Origin of the sequence: Nostoc sp., from assembly GCF_036919615.1 — a bacterium.
Lineage (GTDB): Bacteria > Cyanobacteriota > Cyanobacteriia > Cyanobacteriales > Nostocaceae > Nostoc.
In genome coordinates this window covers 25,893-50,649 of sequence record NZ_JBALCN010000072.1, presented here as the reverse complement: position 1 = coordinate 50,649, position 24,757 = coordinate 25,893, and the positions used below count along the sequence as shown (strand labels likewise).

Annotated in this window: 14 protein-coding genes, 1 tRNA gene and 1 pseudogene; 8 read left to right on the top strand and 8 right to left on the bottom strand. The window is 42.4% G+C overall.

The window, feature by feature from the left end:
• Nucleotides 1-202: 202 nt before the first annotated feature.
• Nucleotides 203-2,329 (top strand): annotated as a pseudogene (locus V7K48_RS21065) (type I restriction endonuclease subunit R); the annotation flags it as partial.
• Nucleotides 2,330-2,914: a type I restriction enzyme endonuclease domain-containing protein gene (locus V7K48_RS21060; RefSeq protein ID WP_335075150.1), complete on the top strand. Its 585-nt coding sequence runs from the start codon at nt 2,330-2,332 to the stop codon at nt 2,912-2,914.
• 465 nt (nt 2,915-3,379) lie between these two features.
• On the opposite strand, the gene V7K48_RS21055 is transcribed toward V7K48_RS21060, so the two are convergent.
• The 4 genes from V7K48_RS21055 to thrC (V7K48_RS21040) all read right to left on the bottom strand — a co-directional run bounded on the left by V7K48_RS21055 (nt 3,380) and on the right by thrC (V7K48_RS21040) (nt 5,913).
• Nucleotides 3,380-3,450, bottom strand: a tRNA-Cys gene (locus V7K48_RS21055).
• A 529-nt stretch (nt 3,451-3,979) separates the two neighbouring features.
• Nucleotides 3,980-4,570 (bottom strand): chromophore lyase CpcT/CpeT, encoded by a 591-nt coding sequence (locus V7K48_RS21050; RefSeq protein ID WP_335075148.1) that lies wholly within the window; start codon nt 4,568-4,570, stop codon nt 3,980-3,982.
• Nucleotides 4,571-4,592: 22 nt separating this feature from the next.
• Nucleotides 4,593-4,787: a hypothetical protein gene (locus tag V7K48_RS21045; protein ID WP_335075147.1), complete on the bottom strand. Its 195-nt coding sequence runs from the start codon at nt 4,785-4,787 to the stop codon at nt 4,593-4,595.
• A 34-nt stretch (nt 4,788-4,821) separates the two neighbouring features.
• Nucleotides 4,822-5,913, bottom strand: coding sequence for a threonine synthase (gene thrC, locus V7K48_RS21040; RefSeq protein WP_335075146.1), 1,092 nt, complete (start codon nt 5,911-5,913; stop codon nt 4,822-4,824).
• A 1,161-nt stretch (nt 5,914-7,074) separates the two neighbouring features.
• Between thrC (V7K48_RS21040) and V7K48_RS21035 the strand changes: the two genes are divergently transcribed.
• Nucleotides 7,075-7,266: a hypothetical protein gene (locus V7K48_RS21035; protein WP_334977376.1), complete on the top strand. Its 192-nt coding sequence runs from the start codon at nt 7,075-7,077 to the stop codon at nt 7,264-7,266.
• 79 nt (nt 7,267-7,345) lie between these two features.
• On the opposite strand, the gene V7K48_RS21030 is transcribed toward V7K48_RS21035, so the two are convergent.
• On the bottom strand, nt 7,346-9,697 hold the full coding sequence (locus V7K48_RS21030; RefSeq protein WP_335075145.1) for a hypothetical protein: 2,352 nt from the start codon (nt 9,695-9,697) through the stop codon (nt 7,346-7,348).
• Between the two features lie 643 nt (nt 9,698-10,340).
• Here V7K48_RS21030 and V7K48_RS21025 point away from each other — a divergent pair.
• Nucleotides 10,341-12,098: an iron uptake porin gene (locus V7K48_RS21025; protein WP_335075149.1), complete on the top strand. Its 1,758-nt coding sequence runs from the start codon at nt 10,341-10,343 to the stop codon at nt 12,096-12,098.
• A 28-nt stretch (nt 12,099-12,126) separates the two neighbouring features.
• Here V7K48_RS21025 and V7K48_RS21020 read toward each other — a convergent pair whose 3' ends face one another.
• From V7K48_RS21020 to thrC (V7K48_RS21010), 3 genes are all read right to left on the bottom strand, one after another.
• A complete protein-coding gene (locus tag V7K48_RS21020) occupies nt 12,127-12,624 on the bottom strand; it encodes an ATP-dependent zinc protease family protein (protein WP_335075144.1) in 498 nt (165 codons plus the stop codon).
• Nucleotides 12,625-12,925: 301 nt separating this feature from the next.
• A complete protein-coding gene (locus V7K48_RS21015; protein ID WP_335075143.1) occupies nt 12,926-13,201 on the bottom strand; it encodes a ubiquitin-like small modifier protein 1 in 276 nt (91 codons plus the stop codon).
• An 88-nt stretch (nt 13,202-13,289) separates the two neighbouring features.
• Entirely contained in the window at nt 13,290-14,594 is a 1,305-nt protein-coding gene (gene thrC / locus V7K48_RS21010; RefSeq protein ID WP_335075142.1) for a threonine synthase, read from the bottom strand.
• Between the two features lie 826 nt (nt 14,595-15,420).
• Here thrC (V7K48_RS21010) and V7K48_RS21005 point away from each other — a divergent pair.
• The 4 genes from V7K48_RS21005 to V7K48_RS20990 all read left to right on the top strand — a co-directional run bounded on the left by V7K48_RS21005 (nt 15,421) and on the right by V7K48_RS20990 (nt 24,509).
• Entirely contained in the window at nt 15,421-17,928 is a 2,508-nt protein-coding gene (locus V7K48_RS21005; protein WP_335075141.1) for a beta strand repeat-containing protein, read from the top strand.
• Between the two features lie 217 nt (nt 17,929-18,145).
• Complete coding sequence (locus V7K48_RS21000) at nt 18,146-18,709, top strand: hypothetical protein (protein WP_335075140.1); 564 nt, start codon at nt 18,146-18,148, stop codon at nt 18,707-18,709.
• Nucleotides 18,710-19,053: 344 nt separating this feature from the next.
• The gene (locus V7K48_RS20995; RefSeq protein ID WP_335075139.1) at nt 19,054-20,595 is read left to right on the top strand and encodes a hypothetical protein; all 1,542 of its coding nucleotides are present in this window, start codon (nt 19,054-19,056) and stop codon (nt 20,593-20,595) included.
• Nucleotides 20,592-24,509 (top strand): TonB-dependent receptor, encoded by a 3,918-nt coding sequence (locus tag V7K48_RS20990; protein ID WP_335075138.1) that lies wholly within the window; start codon nt 20,592-20,594, stop codon nt 24,507-24,509. The genes V7K48_RS20995 and V7K48_RS20990 overlap by 4 nt, the downstream gene beginning before the upstream one ends.
• Nucleotides 24,510-24,757 lie beyond the last annotated feature (248 nt).

Here is a 24,757-nt window from a genome sequence, read left to right as displayed (position 1 = left end):
ATTAGTTAGTTAAATATAATTAAAATTTTAACAGCTACAAACGAATAATTTGAGTTAGAAAATATCAGATTTCACTACATATTTACCACTACCAAAAAACGTTGATACACCAATTATGACTTTTCAAACATCCTCTTAACCCCATCAATCCCCAACGCCGAACTTTTGAGTTAAAAATGGAGTAAATCTATACTTCATACCTATGCGTCCACCTCACCCAGACTCAGAAGCAGCGTTAGAGAATGCCACCATTGAACTATTCTCTCAACTGCAATGGCAAACAGCCAACTGTTACAACGAAACCTTTGGTACAAACAGCACACTGGGTAGAGAGACAAAGGGTGAGGTAGTTTTAATTCCCAAACTCCAGTTAGCTGTAAAAAACTTAAACCCTGACTTACCCACAGAAGCTATCCAACTGGCCATTGAAGAATTAACTCGTGACAGAAGCACGTTGAGTTTAGCCAATGCGAATGCAGAAATTTATCAACTCCTCAAAGATGGGGTAAAAGTCAGTTTTAAAAATGATTAGGGTGAAGACCAAACAGAAACAGTCAAAGTCATTGATTGGAATCACCCAGAAAATAATAATTTTTTTCTCGCGTCTCAATTCTGGGTGACAGGAGAGATTTACACCAGAAGAACAGACTTAATAGGGTTTGTCAATGGTTTACCTTTAGTCTTCATTGAACTCAAAGCACATCACCAACGCTTAGAACTTGCCTATAAAAATAATCTTACAGATTACAAGCAAACTATCCCCCAACTTTTCTGGTACAACGCATTTATCATTCTCTCAAATGGGAAAAAAAGTCGCATTAGTAGCTTAACTGCCAAATGGGAACATTACTCGGAGTGGAAGAAGATAAATTCTGAAGGAGAAGAAGGGATAATTTCTCTAGACACGATAATTAGAGGTACTTGTGAACCAACCAAATTACTGGATCTAGTTGAAAATTTTATCTTCTTTTACGCTGCTAAAGGCAGTTTAGTGAAAATCGTTGCCAAAAATCATCAATATTTAGGAGTTAACCAAGCAGTTACCGCAGTAAAGGAAATTAAATCCAACCAAGGCAGATTAGGAGTATTTTGGCATACCCAAGGTAGCGGTAAAAGTTACTCAATGGTCTTCTTCTCCCAAAAAGTGATGCGAAAACTCTATGGGAATTGGACATTTGTGATTATTACCGACAGAGAAGACTTAGACGAACAAATCTACAAAAACTTTGCCTATGCTGGTGCAGTCACAGAAATCGAAAAAAATGTCCGCGCTAAAAGTGCAGAACACCTCAAACAACTCCTGGATGAAGATCATCGCTACATTTTCACGATGATTCAAAAATTCCGCACTGAAAAAGGCGGAACCTATCCCCAAATTTCTGATAGGTCAGATATTATCGTCATTGCAGATGAGGCACACCGCAGTCAGTATGACACATTCGCTCTTAACATGAGGAATGCTTTACCCCATGCAGCATTCATTGGTTTCACTGGTACACCTCTAATGTTAGGAGAGCAAGAAACCAAAAAAACCTTTGGTGATTACATCAGCATTTATAACTTCCGGCAATCAATAGAAGATAGCGCCACAGTTCCCCTCTACTATGAAAACAGAATTCCCGAATTGCAACTTACCAATGATGCGTTCAATGAAGATATAGCAGAAATCATCGAATCAGCAACAATGGATGAGGAAGAGGAGAAGAAACTAGAAAGACAATGTGCCAGAGAATATCAATTAATTACCAGAGATGACCGATTAGAGAAAATTGCTCAAGATATTGTCACCCACTTGCTGGGTAGAGGATACCAGGGTAAAGCAATGATTGTCAGCATTGACAGATTTACTGCTGTCAAAATGTACAACAAAGTCCAGTACCACTGGCAACAACACCTCAAGCAGTTTAAAAATCAACTTGCTCAATCTAATTTAAGCGAATTTGAACAAAAAAAATTATCAGTCACTATTAAATATATGTCAGAAATAGATATGGCAGTGGTCATATCTCAGTCTCAAAACGAAGTAGAAGCATTTCAGAAAAAAGAATTAGACATTACGCCTCACCGTAAAAGGTTAGTGAGTGAATCTCCCCCACTCGATGAAAAATTCAAAGATCCATCTCATCCCTTACGCATCATCTTTGTCTGCGCTATGTGGATGACTGGATTTGATGTCCCCAGTTGTTCCACCATTTACTTAGACAAACCCATGAAGAACCATAGTCTCATGCAAACCATTGCCAGAGCAAATCGTGTCTTCCCAGGTAAAATCAATGGTTTAATTGTTGATTACATTGGTGTCTTCCGAGATTTACAAAAAGCACTAGCTATTTATGGTTCCGCATCTGGTGGTGGGATTAAAGAAGAAGATACTCCAGTTAAAGCAAAAACAGCTTTAGTGGCACAATTGAGAGAAGCGATCGCGCAAAAACTCCAGCAGATGGTGAGGTTAAATAAAACTCGCATCAACTATCTGGACAAATTCCAGCAGATGATTATAGAACACAATGCTGACTCACGCAACGTGCAGATATTCTTCAATGATTTGATTAACTTTGCTCAAGAATTGGGTGTTGAAAATAAAAGAGCGATCGCAAAAAATATCACTGAAGAAGAACTAGCAATTTTTGACTTACTAACTAAACCAGAAATTCAACTGACTAAGCAAGAGGAACAAGAAGTTAAACAAGTTGCAAGAGAATTACTGAAAACTCTCAAGAAAGAGAAGTTAGTTTTAGATTGGAAGAAGAGACAGCAAACCAGAGCATCGGTGGAAGTGGCGATTAAGGATGGTTTGGATAAGTTACCCCAGAGTTATTCTGATAAACTGTATGAACAGAAGTGTCAGGAAGTTTACCAGCACATTTATGAGAATTACTCTGGACAAAAAAGTATTTATGATGCTGGTGCGTGAATTCGGAGGCAAAATCCTTGCACAGCAATAAAACTAGGCGATACAGAAGTAGATAGAATTCGGACAGAGCAGAGACTACTGGCTAGTTTGGCGTTGGATAAATGCGATTACATAGATAACTAAAAATTGAAGTTCTCATCCACCAATGATTTACTGATATTAGTTTTTATGAAATCTAAAAATTTAATTATAAATATTTAGCTCCTGACTGTATTCCGACAAATATTCCTTGAGCTTGGGACGAATCCCCTTACTGCCGATAACATCACCTTTGAGCAAAGTGCAGCTCTGGTTAATCCTGGTAGCGGCATGTAGACAGACACCGAATAAAGCGCGATCGCATCTTTGTGTTATTTACCCAAACTACCCAAAATAACCCCAAAAATCTCTGAAGGCTTTGAAAAAAAGCCTTTAACGCCCAATAAAAAAGGGCTTAAAAACCCTGTAGTGCTTATATTTCTTTGAAGGCGGCACCCGGATTTGAACCGGGGGTGGAGGTTTTGCAGACCTCTGCCTTACCACTTGGCTATGCCGCCACAGCAGGATTCCTTGAACTACTTTAATCTTCCTAAGGTATCTTAGTAGCCATTCAGTAGCCATAGGGCGCTAGTTAACCCATAATAGCATAGGATTCTGAGGTAGAGATAGTGGGTTAACTGGATGTTTCTGGTAGTCTTTAGGCGATCGTTAGGGAGGTTGACCAGGAAGAAAAAGGTACAAACCCCTAAATTTATTTATGGAAAATAAAAAAATATATTTCGAGATATGTTGTTTCCGGGTTCTTCCTGAGCTTCCCTTAATAGCATTAATATAGCAATCCTAAATAAGTCGTGAAAATCTCAAATTCCTCTCTCTGCGCTCTCTGCGCCTCTGCGGTTAATTTATTTTTACAAATGATTTAGGACTGCTATATGTTATAGCCGATACATAATATACACAAATAGCTATCAGCAAATAAAACCAAACTATGTGTATATTGGCTAGGCAAAAATCCTCTTTCCTCCTACCTTATACCAACAACAAATGAATTATAAGTTTTTATGTTTCACTCCTCAAGGTCACTTGTTACACCTTCACTTCATCGGCAAAATTACCCCAGCGGACAAAGTGAAATGGCCCGGCGATAGAACCCCACAGACGTTCATCTGTGTCTAAATCCCTTCCCCGGTCGAGGCTGAAAAATTCTTTAGCGTCAATCTCAAATTCGTTATCCAGATAAGTATTTTTGCCGTCACGAAATACAATGCAGCCTTTACCAGGTTCAACCCTGCCTTTGAAGCTATGACCTGTCCACTCTACAACCATGTTGCAACCTGACATTTTTTCCAATTGGTCAAGGGATAAAACTTTTAAACGTTCCGGGTCACGAGATGCACCATAAAATTTTTGTTCTTCTTTAACCGTGTAGTGTTCAATAACAATGTGGTTTTCTGCTGGAATCAACTTCATTACCCGCATCCGATAGGGTTGATTGAGCATAAAATCGTAAGCTTGTTCGAGAAACAAACTTACCCCTGAGAACAATTCCAAGGGAAGGGGACGGATACACACGCGAATGTGGGCATAAAAAGGCGGATTTTCAAAAGCTTGTTCTTGATTGCTAAAGTCAGCTGCCATCAAGCGGGCTAAGGTGAGAATATCAGTAGAATGAGTCATTACAAGATGATCAAGTAGTTGCTTAAAAATTATCTAAGATTATTTTGACACTTGCCAGACTGAAAAAACTGGCTGCGATACCTTCTAGTGCGTCTGCTGTGCGTAGCAAGATCCCGTTCGCCTCTGGTATCCCGTAGGCAAGGGTACAGTGGACTTCTCTACGAGACGCTGCGCGTAGCTTGCTTCCCCGCAGGGGTATGCCTACGCAATTTTTCAATTAGATATTACGATCGCTTTTAGTTCCAAGGTGCTTAAAATCCCATTGCCTCGGCTACTGCACCCAGTTTTGCTGCAATACCCTGTTTAAATTGACTGTGATTGTGTTTAATGGCTGTATCTGGGTCTTTTAGACCATTCCCTGTGAGGACACAAACCACTGTCGCCCCTGTAGGAATTTGGTCTTTCACCTGCAACAACCCAGCTACAGAAGCGGCACTAGCAGGTTCGCAGAAGATACCTTCTGATGCTGCCAAAAGTCGATAAGCATCGAGAATTTCTGCATCGGTAACAGCGTGAAAATTTCCTTGACTCGCGGTTTGGGCTGCAACAGCTAACTCCCAACTAGCAGGGTTGCCAATCCGAATTGCTGTCGCTAAGGTTTCAGGATGGGTCACTGGCTGACCGTGTACTAAGGGGGCTGCACCTGCGGCTTGAAATCCCATCATCCGGGGTAAGCGATCGCACTTTCTAGCTTGATGATATTGACAAAATCCCATCCAATATGCTGTTATATTTCCTGCATTACCTACGGGAATACACAGCCAGTCTGGTGCATCACCCAGCACATCAACAATTTCAAAGGCTGCTGTTTTCTGCCCTTCTAGACGGTAGGGATTGACCGAATTTACCAAAGTGACTGGATAGCTTTCGGCCATCTCGCGGACAATTTCTAGCGCTTGGTCAAAATTACCTTTAATTGCCAAGACTTCTGCACCGTACAGTAATGCTTGGGCTAATTTGCCCAGCGCCACATAACCGTCGGGAATCAGCACAAAGGCATTCATCCCCCCACGCCTTGCATAAGCGGCAGCAGCAGCTGAAGTATTCCCTGTGCTGGCACAAATTACTGCTTTTGCCCCTGCTTCCTTGGCTTTGGAAATTGCCATAGTCATTCCCCGGTCTTTGAAGCTGCCGGTGGGATTGAGACCGTCATATTTTACAAAAACACGTACTTGTCTGCCAATGCGTTCTGCGATCGCTGGCACTGGTATTAGAGGTGTATTGCCCTCCAACAGAGTGACAATCGGTGTTTTTTCGCTGACAGGCAAGTATTCGCCATAGGCTTCTATCAGTCCGGGCCAGGGTTGGCGATGAGATTTAGCAACAGATAAGCTCAAAGTCACGGGATTTAAAATTTCTTAATGTAAGGATTGGATATTTAGAAAGGGTGGCATAAGGAAGCGCAGAATCGAGAAGAGGAAAAAAGTAAATTTTTCTTTGCCAGTTAAGAGCTAAGAGTCCCTTAATTCCAAAAGAATATTATTTTTTGTGGTACAGGCGTTTGACTTGCCATTTTTATTCTATTTTGAATGTCAGTTTATCATAGACCGCTACGGCGACCTTCGGTTTAAGGAATTAGCCTGGGGATGTTAATGGGGTGAAAATAGACAAATGTAAATGTACGGGACTTAGGTAAGAACTCTCTGAAGCACTTATTCTTCCCGCAGAAAGCCACCTTATGATGCGTGCGTCCGTTCAGCGAACGAGTCATTTTCAGTCTAGATATCTACAATAAATAAAAGCCATTTTTTAAAACTATCAAAATGATAAAAACGACTGATTGCTCGAATCAATTAAAAACTTGCTTTATTTACAGTTTTATGTTTTCATAATCAAGCTCATTTTGGTAACTAGATTATGGAAACTGTGAAAATTTACAGACCGGGCGAAATATCCCGCCAAATAGGACAGTATTGCGTTGTTGATATTCAAGGAAATCCTGTAATAGACCAAAAAGGACTTACACACACAATCATGATAAGCAATAGCATGTCTTTTCCAGATAACCGTTTTAGTCAGGAATTTGGGTTGGGTATCGACTTGTGTGTACACCGTAGCCTTAAAAAGGGGGGAACTAGAATCTTTTGCCCCCTTTTTAAGGGGATTGAGGGGATCTAAAACTAAGGGAAATTGCGTATTTGAGCTTAATTTGACACCAATGAACATTGCTGTACCTTACATCTTTTCAGAATTTGGCCTAATTGATATAGGTCTAGATGTAATTTCTTGCGTAAATTCCCTAAAAACTGCGATAATAATTCATACAACCGTAATTGACAGGCTATCAATTAAGTATTGCTAAGTACCGTCGAGTGGATGGAAGCTTTGCACACTTGAGGCGATGTTTTCTTAGGAACACAGCCATTATGATCACCGTCTCTTATGATTAAGCCTAAAATCCATTAGAGTAATTGATTGAAAATATCCAATATTTTAATAAAGCTTAAAAGAGCATTATTATAATATTTCTAATGGTGTGAGTTAAGTTGTGGATTTAATTAGTGATGCCTACTTGTTTATCTAGTGTTTCCGATCGCGAGTCCCAGACTAGCTGGGTCAATAAGTTAACCAAGTCTTATTATCAAGACGATCAGCAAGCTAAATTAATGCATTTACAAGCAGAGGTAGACTCCCTGTTGCAGCAGTTGGAAAACCTGAAGCACCAACGTCTAGCCGACACTAACCAAAAAGAATAAGTCAGTCGAGTAGAAAAGCGATCGCTTTTCCCCTCTCTAGTCTAAATTTGAGTAAGGGTAGATTTGAGTAAAAGGTGTGCTATTCAAAGCGCTGATTTTTCTCTGACCAGCGCCTCAAACTGTAGTTGTGAGCATTTTCTACTAGTAAAGCTAAGGATTGCACACCTGAAAGCTTGGCGATCGCAGAGAGTCTTTGCAAGTAATTTCCTGTAAAATCAGTGTAAATAACTTTATTGCTATCAGACAAAATTATAGTCCGGTCACGGTGTTGCTCTGTATTTTCCCCGTGAATTCCAGGTGTTGGCTGATTTAAGGATGCTACTGCTCCTGCTGAGATAGTCAGTATTATTTCTGGTTGAGCGTTATTTGTTAAATCAATCACTTGAACCGGCCAATCACCCAACTCTTCCTGCATCTGCTCAAAGCTAGGAATAGCACCAGTCGGAACTTCACCAGATTGTTGTAAAGATTGCCACACATTCGATAACATTACTTTCACCCCTTGGGGATTTTGTTGATGCAGTTTTTGTAGAGTAATGGGAGATGGTTGCACCCACTCCAGTGCTGCATTTGTCAAGGCTAAAGGTTTGGGTTGAAGAACATCGTTTTGATTCTCTGGAATTTTGGGGCCAGCAGCTAATAGGCGCAAAACTTTACCCCGTAATTGCACCGCTTTGATAGCAGCTATAGTAATTTTTTGTTCTTCGTTAGGTAACCAGACCACAATCTGGATTTCAGGGTCAGAACTGATTCCCAAAGTTTTCCAGAAAAATTTGGCGGCGTCAGTTTTGGGTGGGTTGAAATTCTCAAAGGGGGAATTTAGCCAGCGTTTCCCGTCATTAAATGCACTCACCTCCACCTGATACCAAACTTGGTTATCTATGAGCTTCAGGTCTGCGGTGGAATTTGGTTGCAGCCATTCGGTACTGGTAACTTGAGTGATTGGTTGCACTGTACCAACAATTTGACTGGGGTGAGGAGAGGAGATTTGTGACTTTGTATCCTCACCATTGAGTCTTGCTAACAGACCTTGGATATAGACAAGATTATCTTTTGTAATTTTTGGTTGCGCCTTTAACCAGGAATTAGCATGTCCTTCTCCCTGCTGAACTGCTAAAATCAAAGCGAACCAAGCTTGCACCTCTAGTCTATTTGGGTTCACCCGCAACGCCGCCACTGTGCGATTCCACAACCGTTTTTCATCAGCTTTGAGTAGGGTAACAATTTCTTGGACATTATGTGGCGACGCCTCAAACACCTGTAAAGCTTTTTCCCAGCGACCATCAATCAAATCTGCCAACACTTCTTGACTAGGACTTGCCCAATTTTTCTGGGCTTGGGTTTTAGTAAGTTGGGAATGCAAGCGAATCAAATCCATTTGCGCTTGCGCCGCCTCTGGTAAAACTCCTTTGCGCTGTTTCTTGATGAATTTCAACCATTCAAAGGCTGGTGTCCACAGTCCACTACGGGCAATTGACAGGGCATTTTGGTATGCAGAATCCTTGAGGGCTGCTGATTGGAGAGTAATTGCCTCCAATTGAATTGGTTTGAGGAATAACTTTAGAGGCTTGACTTGGTAAACCTGTAAGTGCGGTTCTAAACCTACTGTTTGATCAACAACTAACTCTTTTGTATCATCACCAGTTACCTGCTGCCATTTGGGCAATTGTCCATTCGGACTAGTCCAAGACAACATTTGTAGTAAATTAGTACGTTCTGGATTGTAGTATACGACGTGACCATAGGCGAACGCACTAGTTCCTTGTTGGCGTTGACCCCGCAAATTAAACCAAACTCCTGGTGAAGGTGTCCCACCTTCAAAGCGTTGCACCTTAGTTAAAGGTAGGGGAATGTTAATATCCTGGGGTTCTTCAAGCGAGGCAGAAATCACAAAGGATTCTTCTGGCCCAGTTACAGGCAATTTAGTCGCTAGATAGTAGTAATTTTCTGACTGAGATTTAAACTCTAACTCTTCTGAGCGCTCGTAAACCCTGAGTTCAACAAGTTCTCTACAATCAGACTGACAATTAGCACGCTGTTGAAAAACTGGCAGTAAAAATGAGTTTTCCGCATCCTGATGTAAAGGTAGAGTTTCCCCAAATATTTGGTTTTTTTTACTCAAATCGAGTTGAATTTGTTTGAGAGTTTGGGGACGTTCGTGTTTACCAAGAGGGATTTGTGCCCATGCAGGTAAAATTTTATTTAGCCAGCTTACCTGATCTGGATTGAAGATGAAGAGAACGCTAATCCAGGCAAAAGCCATAATTAGACTAGCACTAGTCAACAGAATTGCGATCGCTAGCGTTGACGACAACCAACTTCCCCGTTTTAGCTTTTTCTGGGGTTTTTTAGCGACACGTTTCATCACACTAGCACGAGGTTGATTTTGTTTAGAGGTTTTTGGCGTCAGCTTGCGTGAGCGATTTGCCATATTAGTTTTTAATCAATCCAGTGGATATATTTTGGGCATGGGGCACTTGTACTGAGCATCTCGGCTTCGCCCTTCGACGCCGCTCAGGCTAAACTCGATGGAGCCGGCGTCGTAAAGCCTGCGGCATAGCTTCGCTTAAGGCGCAGCCTCTGGTAGAAAAGTATGAGGCAATTCAATTTTGGATTTTGGAATTGACGATAGCGTAGCGTAAAGCCTTCTCTACGAGAGGCTGCACCAACGGCATGGCTTCTCTACGAGAGGCTGCGCCAACGCTTAGAGCAAGTCTGCATTCGCGCAGCGTCTCGTAGAGAGCGTCTTTTGGATTAAATTTCAATTCTTTAATCCAAAATCGTTCGACTGAGCGACTTGTACTGAGCGAAGTCGAGGTAAGCCGAAGTCTAAAATCTAAAATTCTTACTCCCCACTCCCCTCTGCCTCTTAAAAGTCCCCAGTCCCTAATACCCTGTTATACTCGTCCTTTCTAGAAGTTGCCCAGAAGCATTAAGTCTAATTTGGGACAAAATCCGTAAATCTCCCCATGTGAACGCTAGCTAATCGCGAATACACTCTTCACTTAAGTATGTGAGCAGAGTGTAAAAAGTTGAAAGGTAGACTTATTAGCCGCAGTCATCGCAAAACCTGGATGCTTGCATGGTTACTAATTGTGGGAGTAAATGGAGTTGCACAAAAAGCACTAGCACAAGAATACATAAATACCGGAACTACTCAGGAGACAGGAGGAGGCAGTGCGTTGGACGGCTTTGCCGACTTGTCCGCGCAGCGTCTCCGACAGGAGAAGCAACTGCCGTTCAGGAGTCAGGAGTTAGGAATTAAAAGCGATAATATTATTCCCTCATCTCCCTCTCTCTCGCCAGAAGAGCCGATGGCGCAAGTTACATCGGTTTCTCAACTAAAGGACGTACAACCCAACGATTGGGCATTCCAAGCTTTGCAATCTTTGGTAGAACGCTATGGTTGTATAGCCGGCTATCCAGATAGCAGCTATCGCGGTAATCATGTCTTAACTCGGTATGAATTTGCCGCAGGTGTGAATGCTTGTTTAGATAGAGTCAACGAATTAATCACTACAGCCACTAGCGATTTAGTCACCCGCGAAGATTTAGCAATATTACAAAAATTGCAGTCGGAATTTGCCCCAGAATTAGCAACTTTGCGGGGTCGTGTCGATAGTTTAGAAGCCAAAACCGCCGAAATCAAAGCTAACCAATTCTCAACAACCACCAAACTTAATGGACTACTGATAGTTGGCATTCAAGGACGGACTAACAATCGTGGTGATGTTAATCCTAGAGATGGACAAAAAGATACAGATGATGCAGGAACAAACACTGATATTATTTCCCTGGCGCAACTATATTTAACTAATCAAATCACTCCGCGTAGTTATTTGTTTACAGGTCTGTTAGATGGTAAAGGAAAAACTTCGCCTAGATTTACCAATAGTGTTTCTCGGAACGATGTTTTACTTGGCTACGAATTTCCTACAGATAGCTTGATTGTAAGTGACCTGAATTTTCATTGGCTGGTGACAGATAAATTAGCAGTAATGGTGGGAACAGAAGGCGTAAGTATGCCAGCTGCTTTCCGAGGGCCCAATCGGGTAGAAAGTGCTGCAACAGGGCCGTTGTCTAATTTTGCCCAAAGAAACCCAATTTTAAATATGGGATACGGTCACGGTGGTATAGCCATTGATTGGCAATTTGCTAAACGCGCTAGTTTGCAGGCAATTTATACTAGTTATCAACCAGGAAATCCTGGTAAAGGTAGCGGTTTATTTGATGGAATCACCACTACAGGTGTGCAATTGCTGCTGACACCAACCGATACTCTAGATTTAAGTTTGTATTACGTTAACAATTACTCCTCAAATGGTTGTTTACTAACTTTTGTTGGTGATGAATGCTTAACTACAGTTAATACCAATACCGGAAAATCAGCACCTCTGCAAACTAACGCCGTGGGTGCGACTCTAACTTGGCAAATTTCTCCCCACATTAGCGCAGGTGCCTGGGGTGGTTATACTAAATCTTATATTCCTGGGCAATCGGGAAATGTGGAGACGACAAATTATATGGTGTTTCTAAATTTCCCTGATTTATTTGCTAAAGGAAATTTAGGTGGAATTTATGTCGGTCAACCTCCTAAAATCACCCATAGCGACTTACCTGTAGGGAATAATGTCCCTGATTTTATTAATACAGGCTTAGGACGTGCAGGTGGACAACCAGGGACAACCACTCAAATTGAGGCATTTTATCGTTTCCAGCTAACAAATAATATCAGCATTACATCAGGAATAATTCATCTATTAGAGCCTGGTAACACACCAGATAATGACTCAGTTACCATTGGCATTCTGCGGAGTACTTTTAGTTTTTAATTCTGCTTGTATATAAATATTATAAGACTTAAGTATGTTTTTCTAAACGTGGATATAACACGCAACAAAATTGAGAAACCTCAGTTTCGTCAAATAAAGAGACTTCGCTAAAAAGAAATGATCTACCGGGGTCTACAAGAACATGTTTTTTGAGAGCTTGACGTCCTAATAACATCCGAAAACCCATTAACTCTCGATCTGTTAAAGTTAATTCAATTTCCCAGCTTACAGATCCAAGTTCTAAGAGGGTTTTGATAGCTAGCCGCAGTTCTTCTCCTCCAGAATTTTTAACTTTTCTTTCATCAACTAATTCTGAAGAAGCTGTTAAAGTCTGCTTAGTATCTCGCTGGTAGGGATGTATTTTGAATTGAATCATTTGTTTGGATTCAATGCTAAAAATATTAATATCAGAAGCGTATAGGACACTGGTTCTAGCACCTGTGTCAATTTTAGCTTTAATCTGATGAATTCCAAGAGAGGGTAAAGCTACGTGTTCTCTCCATCCCACTATTAGATAGTTTGACATAAACAAATACTGGGATGGTTTATTTCAAAGAATTTGCCAAATATTAACCTTTTTTGTCTTTGCTAACAATATTTGTTACTACTCAAGAACCCAGTCTTAAGTAGTAATAATCGTCTAGACTCGATTATCACTTTTACTAACTGTTTCCAGGTTCTAAGAAGGAAATGCTGGCTGCATTGTCTCTGCCACGAATCAGGGAGGCAGAGCCTCTTAATGGACATTCCCAGTCTGAGACTGGGAACGAGGTAATCTCTCAAAGCTTTGTCTAGTCAAGCTTCTACTTTATTTGATGTTCTCTGTATTAACCACCGGCGACAGCTGGGACAATACTTACTTCATCGCCATCTTTAAGAGTTGTATTTATACCATCTAAATGGCGGATATCTTCGCTATCGACATAAAAATTTACAAATCGACGTAGCTTGCCTTCTTCATCACACAACCGCGATTTAATACCAGGAAAGCTTTTTTCTAGGGAATCCAACAATTCAGCAATAGTGCTACCGCTGGATTCTAGAGTAGCTTGATTATTAGTCAAACTCTGAAGAGTACTAGGAACTAAAACTGTTACAGCCATAGAAGTACAAAGTTAAGAGTGAGGAGTTAGGAATAAAGTTAAGAATTAGGAGTCATGAATAAAAAAACTCATAACTCATAACTGATAACTAAACGAGGACTTGTTGCCATTCCAAGCGATCAAGAGTACGCGATCGCTCTAGGGCGCGTTCAAAACTATCGAGTTTGGCATCAATAGTCAAGGGTTCGCCAACGTAGCCTTGGATTGCTTCTTGAGTTTTTAGACCATTGCCGGTGATGTAAATCACGGTAGTTTCATCTGGATCAATTTTGCCAGCTTCTACCAATTTTTTCAGCACGGCAACGGTTGTACCACCAGCCGTTTCTGTGAAGATGCCTTCGGTTTCTGCCAGCAGCTTGATCCCATCAATAATTTCTGCATCATTGACTGATTCAATGTTACCACCAGTCTTCTGAGCTAACTCCACAGCATAAATGCCGTCTGCTGGATTGCCGATCGCCAGCGATTTAGCAATTGTATTCGGTTTAACTGGCTTAATGAAGTCGCGTCCTTCTTTGAAAGCTTGGGCGATGGGTGAACAACCTTCAGCTTGAGCGCCGCTGAAACGGACGTTCTTGTTTTCTACTAAACCAACTTCTACAAATTCTTGGAAACCCTTGTAAATTTTGGTAAACAGTGAACCAGATGCCAAAGGAGCAACAACATGATCGGGTAGTTCCCAGCCTAGTTGTTCCGCAACTTCAAAACCTAGTGTCTTAGAACCTTCAGAGTAATAAGGACGCAGATTAATATTGACAAAACCCCAGCCATGTGTATTAGCAACTTCTGAACAGAGACGATTTACTTGATCGTAGTTGCCCTTGACGGCCATTAGGGTGGGACTGTAGATCAAGCTACCAATAATTTTACCGGCTTCTAAATCTGCGGGGATGAACACACAGCAGTCTAAACCGGCGTGAGCTGCGATCGCCGCTGTAGAATTTGCTAAGTTACCAGTGCTAGCGCAAGAAACAGTAGTGAAACCTAACTCCCGCGCCCTAGAGAGGGCAACTGACACCACCCGATCCTTAAAGCTAAGGGTGGGCATATTAACAGCATCATTTTTTATATAAAGTTTATTTAAACCGAGGCGACGGGCAAGACGGTGGGAACGAACCAAGGGAGTCATACCAGTTCCCACATCTATAACATTGTCAGTTGCAACAGGCAAAAAAGGACGGTAGCGCCAAATTGAATTGGGTCCGGCTTGAATTGTTTCACGAGTGACACTCAGACGTAGGGCGTTGTAATCATACTTGACTTCTAACGGCCCAAAGCATAACTCACAAACGTTACTGGCTTTGAGTTCATATTCTGCACCACATTCTTTACATTTCAAGGCTTGAAAGTAGGCAGTGCTGGCTTTGGTTTGGGTTGTAATTGCCTGAGTCATAAACTAGCTTTCCCTGTTTGTCTGTCGCTGTCGCCTGATGGTAACACGAGCAAAAATACCAGTCAAACATACCCGATAAAAATTGTCGGGTATATTTAGTATTAAAAGGAATGATTATTGTAAAGCTTAGATATCAGTAATCTCTGTATTCAGTATTTACATTTATATTTTTAAGGTTATAAAATAAGAAAACAGCTTCAAATACTCAGTTTTAACACTGAGGAATAATTTGATTAAATTGCATTAGATCTGTGATGAATTTGCATTTTTTTAAATCACTATCCCATTTAAGTGATCTAGATCACTTAGTTAACTTCCAATTTTTTTATCTAAATGGCTCCACAGGGTAGTATGCATTTCTGACAGCAAAGACTCAAAAGCATTTTTAGATATAAGTTTTAGTGGTTTTAGCGTCTGATTAAACCACTAAAATTACTATATATGTTGCCAAAATAAAGTTAATTTTTCAGTTTTGATGCACTCATGCACTACTAAAGAAATTACTTATTTATACTGAAGATTTATTTTGCTACAAAAGCTACATTAGTATTTACATAGACAACTCAGGAGACGGTAATAAATTACACTGATTTACAATTGGCAACCTTAAGTCTCAAGGGTAAGCGTAAAACAAGTAGACAAGTTATTTCTAGTTGTTGCCTCAATGTAGTATTTAAGGAGTGTCAATAATTTAACTCCTTAAATATATATTCCCAAAACGTTGAAGTTTTGGGCAGCTAGAGTCGGTAATTTTTTAAGGAATTGCCGAACTTTATCCTGTCTCAAAATTCAAGATACAAGTCCAGCAAATAAATAAACTGCATCCATGATAAAACAAAATAAATCAGTAAACAAGCAGCGTAAGTCTTACCAATCTCTAGTAGCAACAGCATTATTAACTGGTAGCTTTTTCCAATTTGTCGCACCTGTATTAGCTGACGGAACTACTGCGGGTACATCTATCAGTAACACCGCGACAGCGACCTACGAAGATCCCAACAGTCCAGGGAGTCCGATCAATTCCACATCTAACACTGTCACCGTGACTGTAGCAGAAGTTGCAGGTATTACTGTTACAGGTTCTGGGATTGCGGGTAGTGCTAACCCTGGTCAGACACTGATTTACACTTACACTGTAACCAACGTCGGTAACGACCTTACCAAATTCCAGATTCCTAACTTAGCGACAACAACAGGGCCAGCCACAGTTTCTGGGGTACTACCCGCAGATAAGAATGGTACTGTGCCACCTAGTGGTAACTTGCAATACAGTACTGATGGCGGTGCAACTTGGACAAATATCCCTGCTGGTGGGCTAACTACAGGCGCAGTCGCAGTTAATGGTACTGTGTTGGTGCGTGTACCAGTTACGGTGCAACCTGGTGCTCAAACAGGCGATACTATCACTGTCAGACTAGGACAAACTCCTGGTGATGCTCAAAACCAACCCCGGATTGCTGATGGTGGCGACGTTTACACTGTAGATAATGGCAACGCAGCAGGAGTGCCAATCAATGGTGTGAGAGAAGCCAGTGCTACCCAGCAGATTCAAGTAGGAAATACTGCTAAAAGTAGGGCGTTAGCAACTATCCTCAAAACTAAGACAGCCTATGATAATGCTGGCACTTCTACTCCCCTTACTGATGACCTGCTAACTTATGGTTTGAGCTTGCGGGTTGAGGCTAACGATGTAACTAATAGTGGTGTTACCCCAACAGCTTTGGCTGGTACAACTATCAGTCTTGATGGTGTTGCCCACATCTTAGTTTCTGATGCTATTCCAGCAAATACAGTGCTTAATAGCACTCCAGTTGCACCGTCCGGCTGGAAAGTAGTTTACACAACTACTGCTACTAGTACAAATGCTGAAGCGGCTACGTGGTCATATACCCCACCAGCATCTTTGAGTTCAGTTACACGCATCGGTTTCGTTAACGATCCTAGCCTTGTCACTTCAGTTGCAACTGGGACAACAGTTAGCGGTTTTAGCATCCAAGTTAAGACCACTGGTGCAACTGGAAATGGCCCAGTAAACATTTACAACATCGCTCAAGTGGCCGGTACAACTGCTGGAGACCCGACCACCAAAATCTATGACAACTCAGGAGACCAAAACCCAGATAACTATAACGGTACAACCTTTCCTACTACACCAGACGCCGGCTCTGACAGGGTAACTCCTACTCCCGCTAATACTGACACAGCGAATAATAACACTGGTACTAATAGTTCGACTGGGGATTACAACGTAACTACCCTCACGGCAGTTGGTGCTATCTCTCTCTTGAATGGGCCAAATGGAGTGCCTGATGCCGTTGGACCCACCAGCAACAATGATGACTTCACTAATAAATCAGCATTAATTCCGCCCAATAGCCTTCCTGGCTCAACAGTTGATCCGGCTGGGGTATCCTTTACTAACACAGTTCAGAATACTGGTATATCTCCTGCCAATATTTCTCTCTTACCTACACCACCAGCAATAACAACTGATTTGCCTACGAATACAGTAGTGACAGTATCCTATCAAGGTTTATCAGCTGCTTACAAGTATGATGGCACAAACTTTATATTCGTGCCAGGAAGTGGTGCGGGTACAGTCGGGGGCAACGCAATTAGTGCCACTAATCCAGTGCGAATTGATGCAGTTCCAGCGAATGGTGGTAAAGCTAACTATGGTGTAAGTGTTGATCTGCCTGCTGGTACACCATTATCAACTGATACTACTGCTCAAGGTGCAGCTGTCACAACTACTATACAACGCGGCTTCCCCACACCAATCACCGCTTTTATCGACTCAAACAACAATGGCTTACTTGATGATGCGGCTACTAACATCAGCATTGACCGTGTATACACTGGCTTCTTACAATTGCTGAAAGAGTCACGAGTATTACAAGGAACTGGGCCAGCACTGCCAGCAGGTAGTACTGATGGTACATTTAGCACTACAGTCAAAAAAGCCGCCCCAGCAAACATTATTGAGTATCGGATTACTTACAAAAATATTTCTACCCCTCAAGTGGGAAGCGGAAATGTAATTCTGAATGCTGACAAGATTGTGATTGCTGAAGATGGCACCCAGGCTCCTAATAACTGGGCAAAAGACAATGATAACAACAATCAAATTGATACTAGCAACATTGTTAGTTCAGCTAAAGATTCTGGAACATCAACTATTCAATTTTTCAGTGGTAATCCAGCTACTAACTCTGGTAATGACCAAACTGGAACTACGACAAACACAGATGTCACTAAGTATATAGATGCTGTAACTGGACAGGTTGCACCGACTGTGCAAAGAACATTTACCTTCCAACGCAAGGTGAACTAATTCGTTGGGATTGAGAGAATTTGATTGGGGACTCCGATGTTCGCAGATTCGTTGGCGCAGCCTCCGGTAAAGAAAAGATTGGGCGATCGCCCCAACTAGTTGACCTCACTCCCCAACCCCTAAATAGCAAGCAAAGAGGGGAGTGACTCTTTCTTAATAAAAGCAGGGAAAGATAAATCAACAATCAACATTCTGGAAGTTTTTTGAGGTTATTTATATGAAGCGTGTTTCTCTTACAGGTTTAGGAGCGTTCGCTCTGATTGCTACAGCTCCATTTGTCGGTCAAATTCCGGGAATTGCAAATGTCTGGCATTCAGAAAGTGCGATCGCCCAAAATGTCAAAACTCAAGGGCAAATACAATTGCGCTTAGAAGCTGAAAAGCAAGTGATGGCACAGGATCAGCAGGGTAAGCAAAGCCATAAATGGGAACCTTTGAAAGGTCAAGTTGTGGTGCGACCAGGAGATGTGTTGCGATATACCTTGAGTGGCGAAAATAAGAGCGATCGCCCAGTGAAGAATTTGACTCTTAATCAACCTATTCCCAAAGGAATGGTCTACGTGCTGAAATCTGCCAATGTCAGCAACGATGCCAAAATTATTTATAGCATTAATGGCGGGCGCAGCTTTGTCCAAAATCCCACTGTTAAAGTTACTCTTCCTGACGGCAAAGTGGAAACAAAACCAGCACCAGCCATTGCTTACACCCATATCCGTTTGCAAATTCCGTCACTTGCAGCTAAGACAACAGTCAAGGCGACTTATCAAGCCCAAGTGCGCTGATTGAAGAAAAGGCGGGGACACGGGGATCTCTAAAGAGCAGGTTTTTACCTTGCAGGACTTACGCAAAAACTCTCTGAAACTCCTATTCCTCCGTGTCCTCTGCGACCTCTGTGGTTCGATTTTCCGTTACCTTTGCGTAAGTCCTGCCTTGTTCTCAGCCTCAGACTGGGAATGCCAATTGGGGGCCGCCTCCTCCGAAATTCACGGCAGAGCCTCAATGAACAGCATTTCCAGGTGGAACCTGGAAACGAGATTTTTAAAGGGTTTTGGCTGAACTGGATTTCCACAAATAAATAAGTGCTTTTATTAACAACTAGTTTGACATTTCAGAGGAGATGTGGTAAGTGAGCCGTCCTCAAAACCAAAAGCAAATTACTTCTGCCAGTAGCTGGTGGCGACGGTTAAGAACTACTGTTCTCCTGGCAGGTGTTTTGCATACGACTATATCTATATCAGCGATCGCCCAACAGACTAATAATCTGACTGCATCTTTGCCATTAATAAATCAAGCTACTTATACTTATACAGATTCTGCTAGTAATTATCAATATCAAGGAAGTTCTAGTCAGATCAGTGTTAATCCTAACCCATTAGTTGATCCATTAGGGCGGATCTTAGGTTGCGGTGGCGCAGTTTTACCTGACTATACAGGTTTTTCAGTTGGCGTATACGAACCTAACTCTAGCGACCCAACGGGGACAGAATTGGGCAGCTTAGTTTCTTTGACTCGAACAGAGTTACCAGATATTCCTAATAACAAAATTCCTGGCGGTAAATCGCCAAATATCGAGAATAGTAACCCCTACTTCGTTACGAATAACCCTGCGGGTGTCTACAATTTCCTACTCGATCCGAATAAGGGTCAAACTGCTCCAGGTAAAACCTATATTTTTGTAGTTAATCCAGCACCAAATTCTATCTACAAACAACGACGCATCAAAATTGAAATCCTTAATAGCACTGGTATTCAAGGTAATGTTGTCGTGCGATATGTCGCTACTTCTCTGGATGGTCAACCAATTAATCTCATAGGTGAAACCAAGGTAGAGCAAACAGTTGTCTTGGTTCCGAATGCAGATGTTGTGGGACTGGACTTATTAGCCTTTGAATTCACTACAAATTTGTGTCAACCCAATCAGTTGCAGATTATCAAAACAGGCGATCGTGCCACTGCTGAACCTGGAGATACGGTAATCTACCGCCTCTCGGTAAAAAACCTTGCTGATACTGGTTTGAATAATATATTTGTCACCGACAATCTACCTTTAGGATTTAACTTCTTGCCTAAATCTGTGCGGGGAGAGTTGGATGGAAAAGTAGTTACTCTTATCTCGGAACGCAATGGTAACACAGTGACATTCCGGACAGACGTAACAATTCCCACAGAAAAAGTCCTGAATATTGCTTACGCTGCTCAACTAACAGCCGATGCACTGCGTGGTAACGGTCGTAACACTGCGATCATCAATGCTCAACGAATTGATAACCGTTTTAGCATCAAGGATGGCCCTGCAACGCACCAATTGAAAATTCGTGCAGGAATCGTTTCTGACTGTGGCACGATTATCGGTCGGGTGTTTGTTGATAAAAACTCTGATGGTGAACAACAGTCTGGTGAGCCTGGGATACCAAATGCAGTGATTTTTCTAGAGGACGGAAACCGGATCACAACAGATCCTAATGGTTTGTTCTCCTTAGCCAATGCCTTACCTGGATACCACACTGGCGTACTAGACCTCAGCAGTCTCCCTGGTTACACTTTAGCTCCTAACAAAAAATTCCGCGAACGCAATAGCCAATCTCGCTTGGTGCATTTAGAGCCTGGAGGCTTGGTACGTATGAACTTCGCTGTCACCCCCACATTCCAGGAGCCAGTGAAGAAATGAAACCCAGACTGCACTGTGCAACTAGATTTAATCTGATATTGATGGGGGCAATGGCAGTAGCTCTCAGCGTCGTTTTTTATCCTGCCATAGTTAAAGCGGAACCTGCAAGTGAAAATCTCTTTTTCCCCGATTCGCCTTCGCAAGCAGACAAGGGTGCCGAAGATCCTGACTTTTCAGGGGATCTGGAAAACCTCTCTCCTAAAAGGGGAAAGGCTTTGAATTCTCCTCTTTCCCTTGTAGGGAAGGAGGACAGGGGGTTAGGTTTCGCTTTGGTTTTTCCAGATCATCTAAAAAGTCATGTCGAAGATCAAGCGAATTGGAATAAAGTTGCTGAAAAAAGTACGGATTCAAATTCTCCTCATCTTTTGGGAAGTTCAGACAAGCAACTTTCACCCCTCGAACTTCCCTCAACTTCTTCAGCACCAGTTACTGATACTTCAATTCCAGATGTCCAGTCAACTGAAACGGCAATACAACCATTTCAACCAGCAACTTCTGTTGATTTGCCTAGAGGCTTACGCAAAATAGCCGGAGTAGCTGAGGATGCAAAGGCACAAGGACGCCAGGACGCAAAGATACAGGGACAAGGGGAAAATCTTCCTGTGTCTCCCACTCCACCCATCTCCACAGCAATTAAAATTTTGACTCCAACGCCTGACACCGTAGTAGATGTACCAGCTACTACAGTGATTGTGCAATTTCCTGTTGGGAGTCAGGTAGAATTGAGGGTGAATGGCGTGTTGGTAGACTCTTCCTTAGTTGGACGAACCGAAAGCGATGCCACCACCAACTTAGTAACGCAGACATGGTACGGTGTATCGTTAAAAGAAGGCAATAATGCCATCTCTGCACAAGTTATTGGAGGAAAAGAACCCTCTGTAACAATGCAAGTTGCAGTCCGGGGAGCGCCACAACAATTAACTTTAGAAACAGTTGAGTCTCGTATCCCAGCAGATGGACGTTCTACAGCTACAATCCGGGGTCAATTGATCGATGCAAGTGGCAATCGCTCTAACCGTGATGCTGTTGTAACTTTGATACCTACTGCTGGCGAGTTGGTTGGGAAAGACTTCAAACCCGATGAACCCGGATTTCAAGTGGAGGCAAAAGCAGGGCAATTTACAGCAATTTTGCGATCGCAGCTGAAGGCGGAAACTGTCCAAATTCGAGCGATCGCTAATGATTTAGAAGCCTTTACCCAACTACAATTTGAAACAGCGCTGCGTCCGAGTTTGGTTAGTGGGGTAGTGGATTTACGTTTAGGCGCTAGAGGTACAAATTATTACGGCAGTTTCCGTGATTTCCTCCCTCCTGACAAAAACAACAGAACGCAATTAGATTTCCACTCAGCGGTATTTGCTACTGGGGCGATCGGGGAGTGGTTATTTACAGGTGCATATAATAGTTCTCGTAGCCTGAATGAAGATTGTGATTGCGATAATCGCCTATTTAGAACTTACCAATCCAGCGAGCAAAACTATCCTGTCTATGGCGATAGCTCCCAAGTTGATGTTCTTGCTCCTTCCATTGACAGTGTATATCTGCGTTTTGAGCGTTCAACTCGTATCCCCGGATCTGATCCTGATTATGCCATGTGGGGTGACTACAACACAGAAGAATTTGCTCGGCGATCGCAGCAATTTACTTCTATCACCCGTCAACTCCACGGCTTTAAAGCTAACTACAACTTAGGGAATTTACAAATTACAGGTTTGTATGGCAACCACTTAGAAGGGTTTCAACGGGATACTATTCCTCCCGATGGCACCAGTGGTTATTACTTCCTCTCTCGCAGGCTACTACAAGCAGGTAGCGAAAATGTCTTTATTGAGTTAGAAGAACTCAATCGTCCTGGAACTGTACTAGAACGCAAACAGCTTAACCGAGGGCCAGACTACGAAATCGACTATGATCGCGGTACTTTATTATTCCGCGAACCTATTCTTCGCACCGATATTGATCAAACTGGACAAGTGTTAGTACGCCGGATTGTTGTTACCTACCAATACGACAGCCAAGACTCTGATAGCAGTATTTATGCTGGTCGTTTGCAATATAACCTTTCCCGCAAGCTCAACTCCGAAAGTTGGGTCGGAGCAACTTACGTTCAAGAAAATCACGGGGTGCGCGACTTTCAGCTTTACGGTGCAGATGCACTGATTGCTTTGGGTGAAAAGGGGAAGTTAATCGCAGAATATGCCCATTCCACGAATGATTCTGATGTTGTGGGAAAGGTCAGGGGTGACGCCTACCGCTTGGAAGCTGAGGGACAAATTACCAATGGGATTCTAGGTCGTGCCTATTATCGCTTTGCTGATACGGGTTTTGCCAATAATGCCACCATCAGCTTTGTCCCAGGACAAACCCGTTATGGAGCGCAGGTTACAGCTAAACTCACCTCAACTACCAACGTTAGAGCGCAATATGACCACGAAGACAATTTTGGGATTGCTCCCCAACCACTAGACACCTTTGAAGAACTATTTGCACCGCGTTCTGAGGCCATACCTGGGAGCGAAGTTAATAATTCGTTGACAACGATTTCCGCTGGGATTCAACAACGTTTGGGTAGCGCCATTCTGGATCTAGATTGGATTCATCGCCATCGGGAAGACCGCATCCCTGACAGCGCCCTGAGTAGTAATTCTGATCAATTGCGATCGCGTTTTTCTATTCCTCTAGCTAAAAACCTGACTTTCCAAGCCCAAAATGAACTGAGTTTATCTTCCCAAAAAGATACTGTTTACCCAGATCGTACTATTTTAGGGTTGAATTGGGCAGTAATTCCTGGTGTCAGTGTCAGTTTGGCTCAACAGTTTTATACTGGCGGTCAATTTTCGGGTAATTCCATCACCAGCTTAAGTGTCAATGGTGAACACAAACTTGGCTCAGATACCACCTTGACTGGTCGTTACTCAATTTTGGGTGGTGCCAATGAACTTACTACTCAAGGAGCAATTGGTCTAAATAATCGCTGGACTATTGCTTCGGGATTGCGGCTGAACTTAGCTTACGAACACGTATTTGGCAGCTTCTTCGGACGGACTGGAACAGGCCAACAATACGCTCAACCCTTCGCTTTTGGTCAATCAGCATCTGCGATCGGATTTGATGGTGGCGATAGTTACAGTGTGGGACTAGAATACAGTGATAATCCGCAGTTTCAAGCCAGCGCCCGTTATGAACATCGCTCCTCTTCTGGTGGTAGTAATACAGTAATTACCGCAGGTGCTACAGGTAAAATTTCTCCGGCTCTCACAGCCTTGATACGTTATCAACAAGCCGGTTCTTCCAATCAAAAGCTTTCAGGATTAGGAGAAACTGCTAACCTAAAGCTGGGTTTAGCCTACCGCGACCCCAATAACGATAAATTTAATGCTTTATTGCGTTATGAATATCGCCAAAATCCATCAACTATCCCTGACACCATCCTCTTAGGGAGTGGTACGGGTTCTCAAGACCATACCTTTGCTTTAGAAGCTATTTATGCCCCTAACTGGCAATGGGAATTCTACGGTAAATATGCTTTGCGTAACAGCACTTCTTACATAGCTAGCGATTTAGCTGGTACAAGTATGGTTAATCTGGCGCAATTACGTGCTACCTATCGTTTGGGATATAGCTGGGATTTGGTGGGTGAGGCTCGTGTAATTAGTCAGTCTAGCTACAGCGAAACAGGGTTTGTCCTAGAAACAGGCTACTACCTCACGCCTAACCTGCGCGTTTCGGCTGGATATGTGTTTGGTAAAGTTGATGATCGAGATTTCTCAGGAACACGTTCTGCAGGCGGTGCATATTTGGGTATAAGCGTCAAGCTCAACGAATTATTTGATGGCTTTGGACAGCAAAAACCTGTGCCACGTCAGCAACAAGAATCTCCAGTGCAAAGCCTGGTAAAGAAATTAAGACAGTGAAATTTCAATGTAGAGACGCGACATTTCGTGTCTAATTATTCAGGAATTAAACCATGAAATTTTTATTTAAATATTTAAAAGCGATCGCAACCGTCAATGTCAATAAAAATGGTAAATTCTCGGATGAATTGGGCAACATAAAAACGGGCATAGCCTAAGTGCATTAGCCTTAGCAACGTTAGGAGTATCCGCTATCCATTGCCAGTATGGCATTTCTAAATCGGCGGTGAATACAGTAATACGTAGAT

Bases quoted from the DNA above. Each gene is read 5' to 3' on its own strand.
- V7K48_RS21030 (WP_335075145.1), bottom strand. From the start codon at position 9,697: ATGGCAAATCGCTCACGCAAGCTGACGCCAAAAACCTCTAAACAAAAT.
- V7K48_RS21025 (WP_335075149.1), top strand. From the start codon at position 10,341: ATGCTTGCATGGTTACTAATTGTGGGAGTAAATGGAGTTGCACAAAAA.
- V7K48_RS21035 (WP_334977376.1), top strand. From the start codon at position 7,075: ATGCCTACTTGTTTATCTAGTGTTTCCGATCGCGAGTCCCAGACTAGC.
- V7K48_RS21000 (WP_335075140.1), top strand. From the start codon at position 18,146: ATGAAGCGTGTTTCTCTTACAGGTTTAGGAGCGTTCGCTCTGATTGCT.
- V7K48_RS20990 (WP_335075138.1), top strand. From the start codon at position 20,592: ATGAAACCCAGACTGCACTGTGCAACTAGATTTAATCTGATATTGATG.
- thrC (WP_335075142.1), bottom strand. From the start codon at position 14,594: ATGACTCAGGCAATTACAACCCAAACCAAAGCCAGCACTGCCTACTTT.
- V7K48_RS21005 (WP_335075141.1), top strand. From the start codon at position 15,421: ATGATAAAACAAAATAAATCAGTAAACAAGCAGCGTAAGTCTTACCAA.
- V7K48_RS21020 (WP_335075144.1), bottom strand. From the start codon at position 12,624: ATGTCAAACTATCTAATAGTGGGATGGAGAGAACACGTAGCTTTACCC.
- V7K48_RS21050 (WP_335075148.1), bottom strand. From the start codon at position 4,570: ATGACTCATTCTACTGATATTCTCACCTTAGCCCGCTTGATGGCAGCT.
- V7K48_RS21015 (WP_335075143.1), bottom strand. From the start codon at position 13,201: ATGGCTGTAACAGTTTTAGTTCCTAGTACTCTTCAGAGTTTGACTAAT.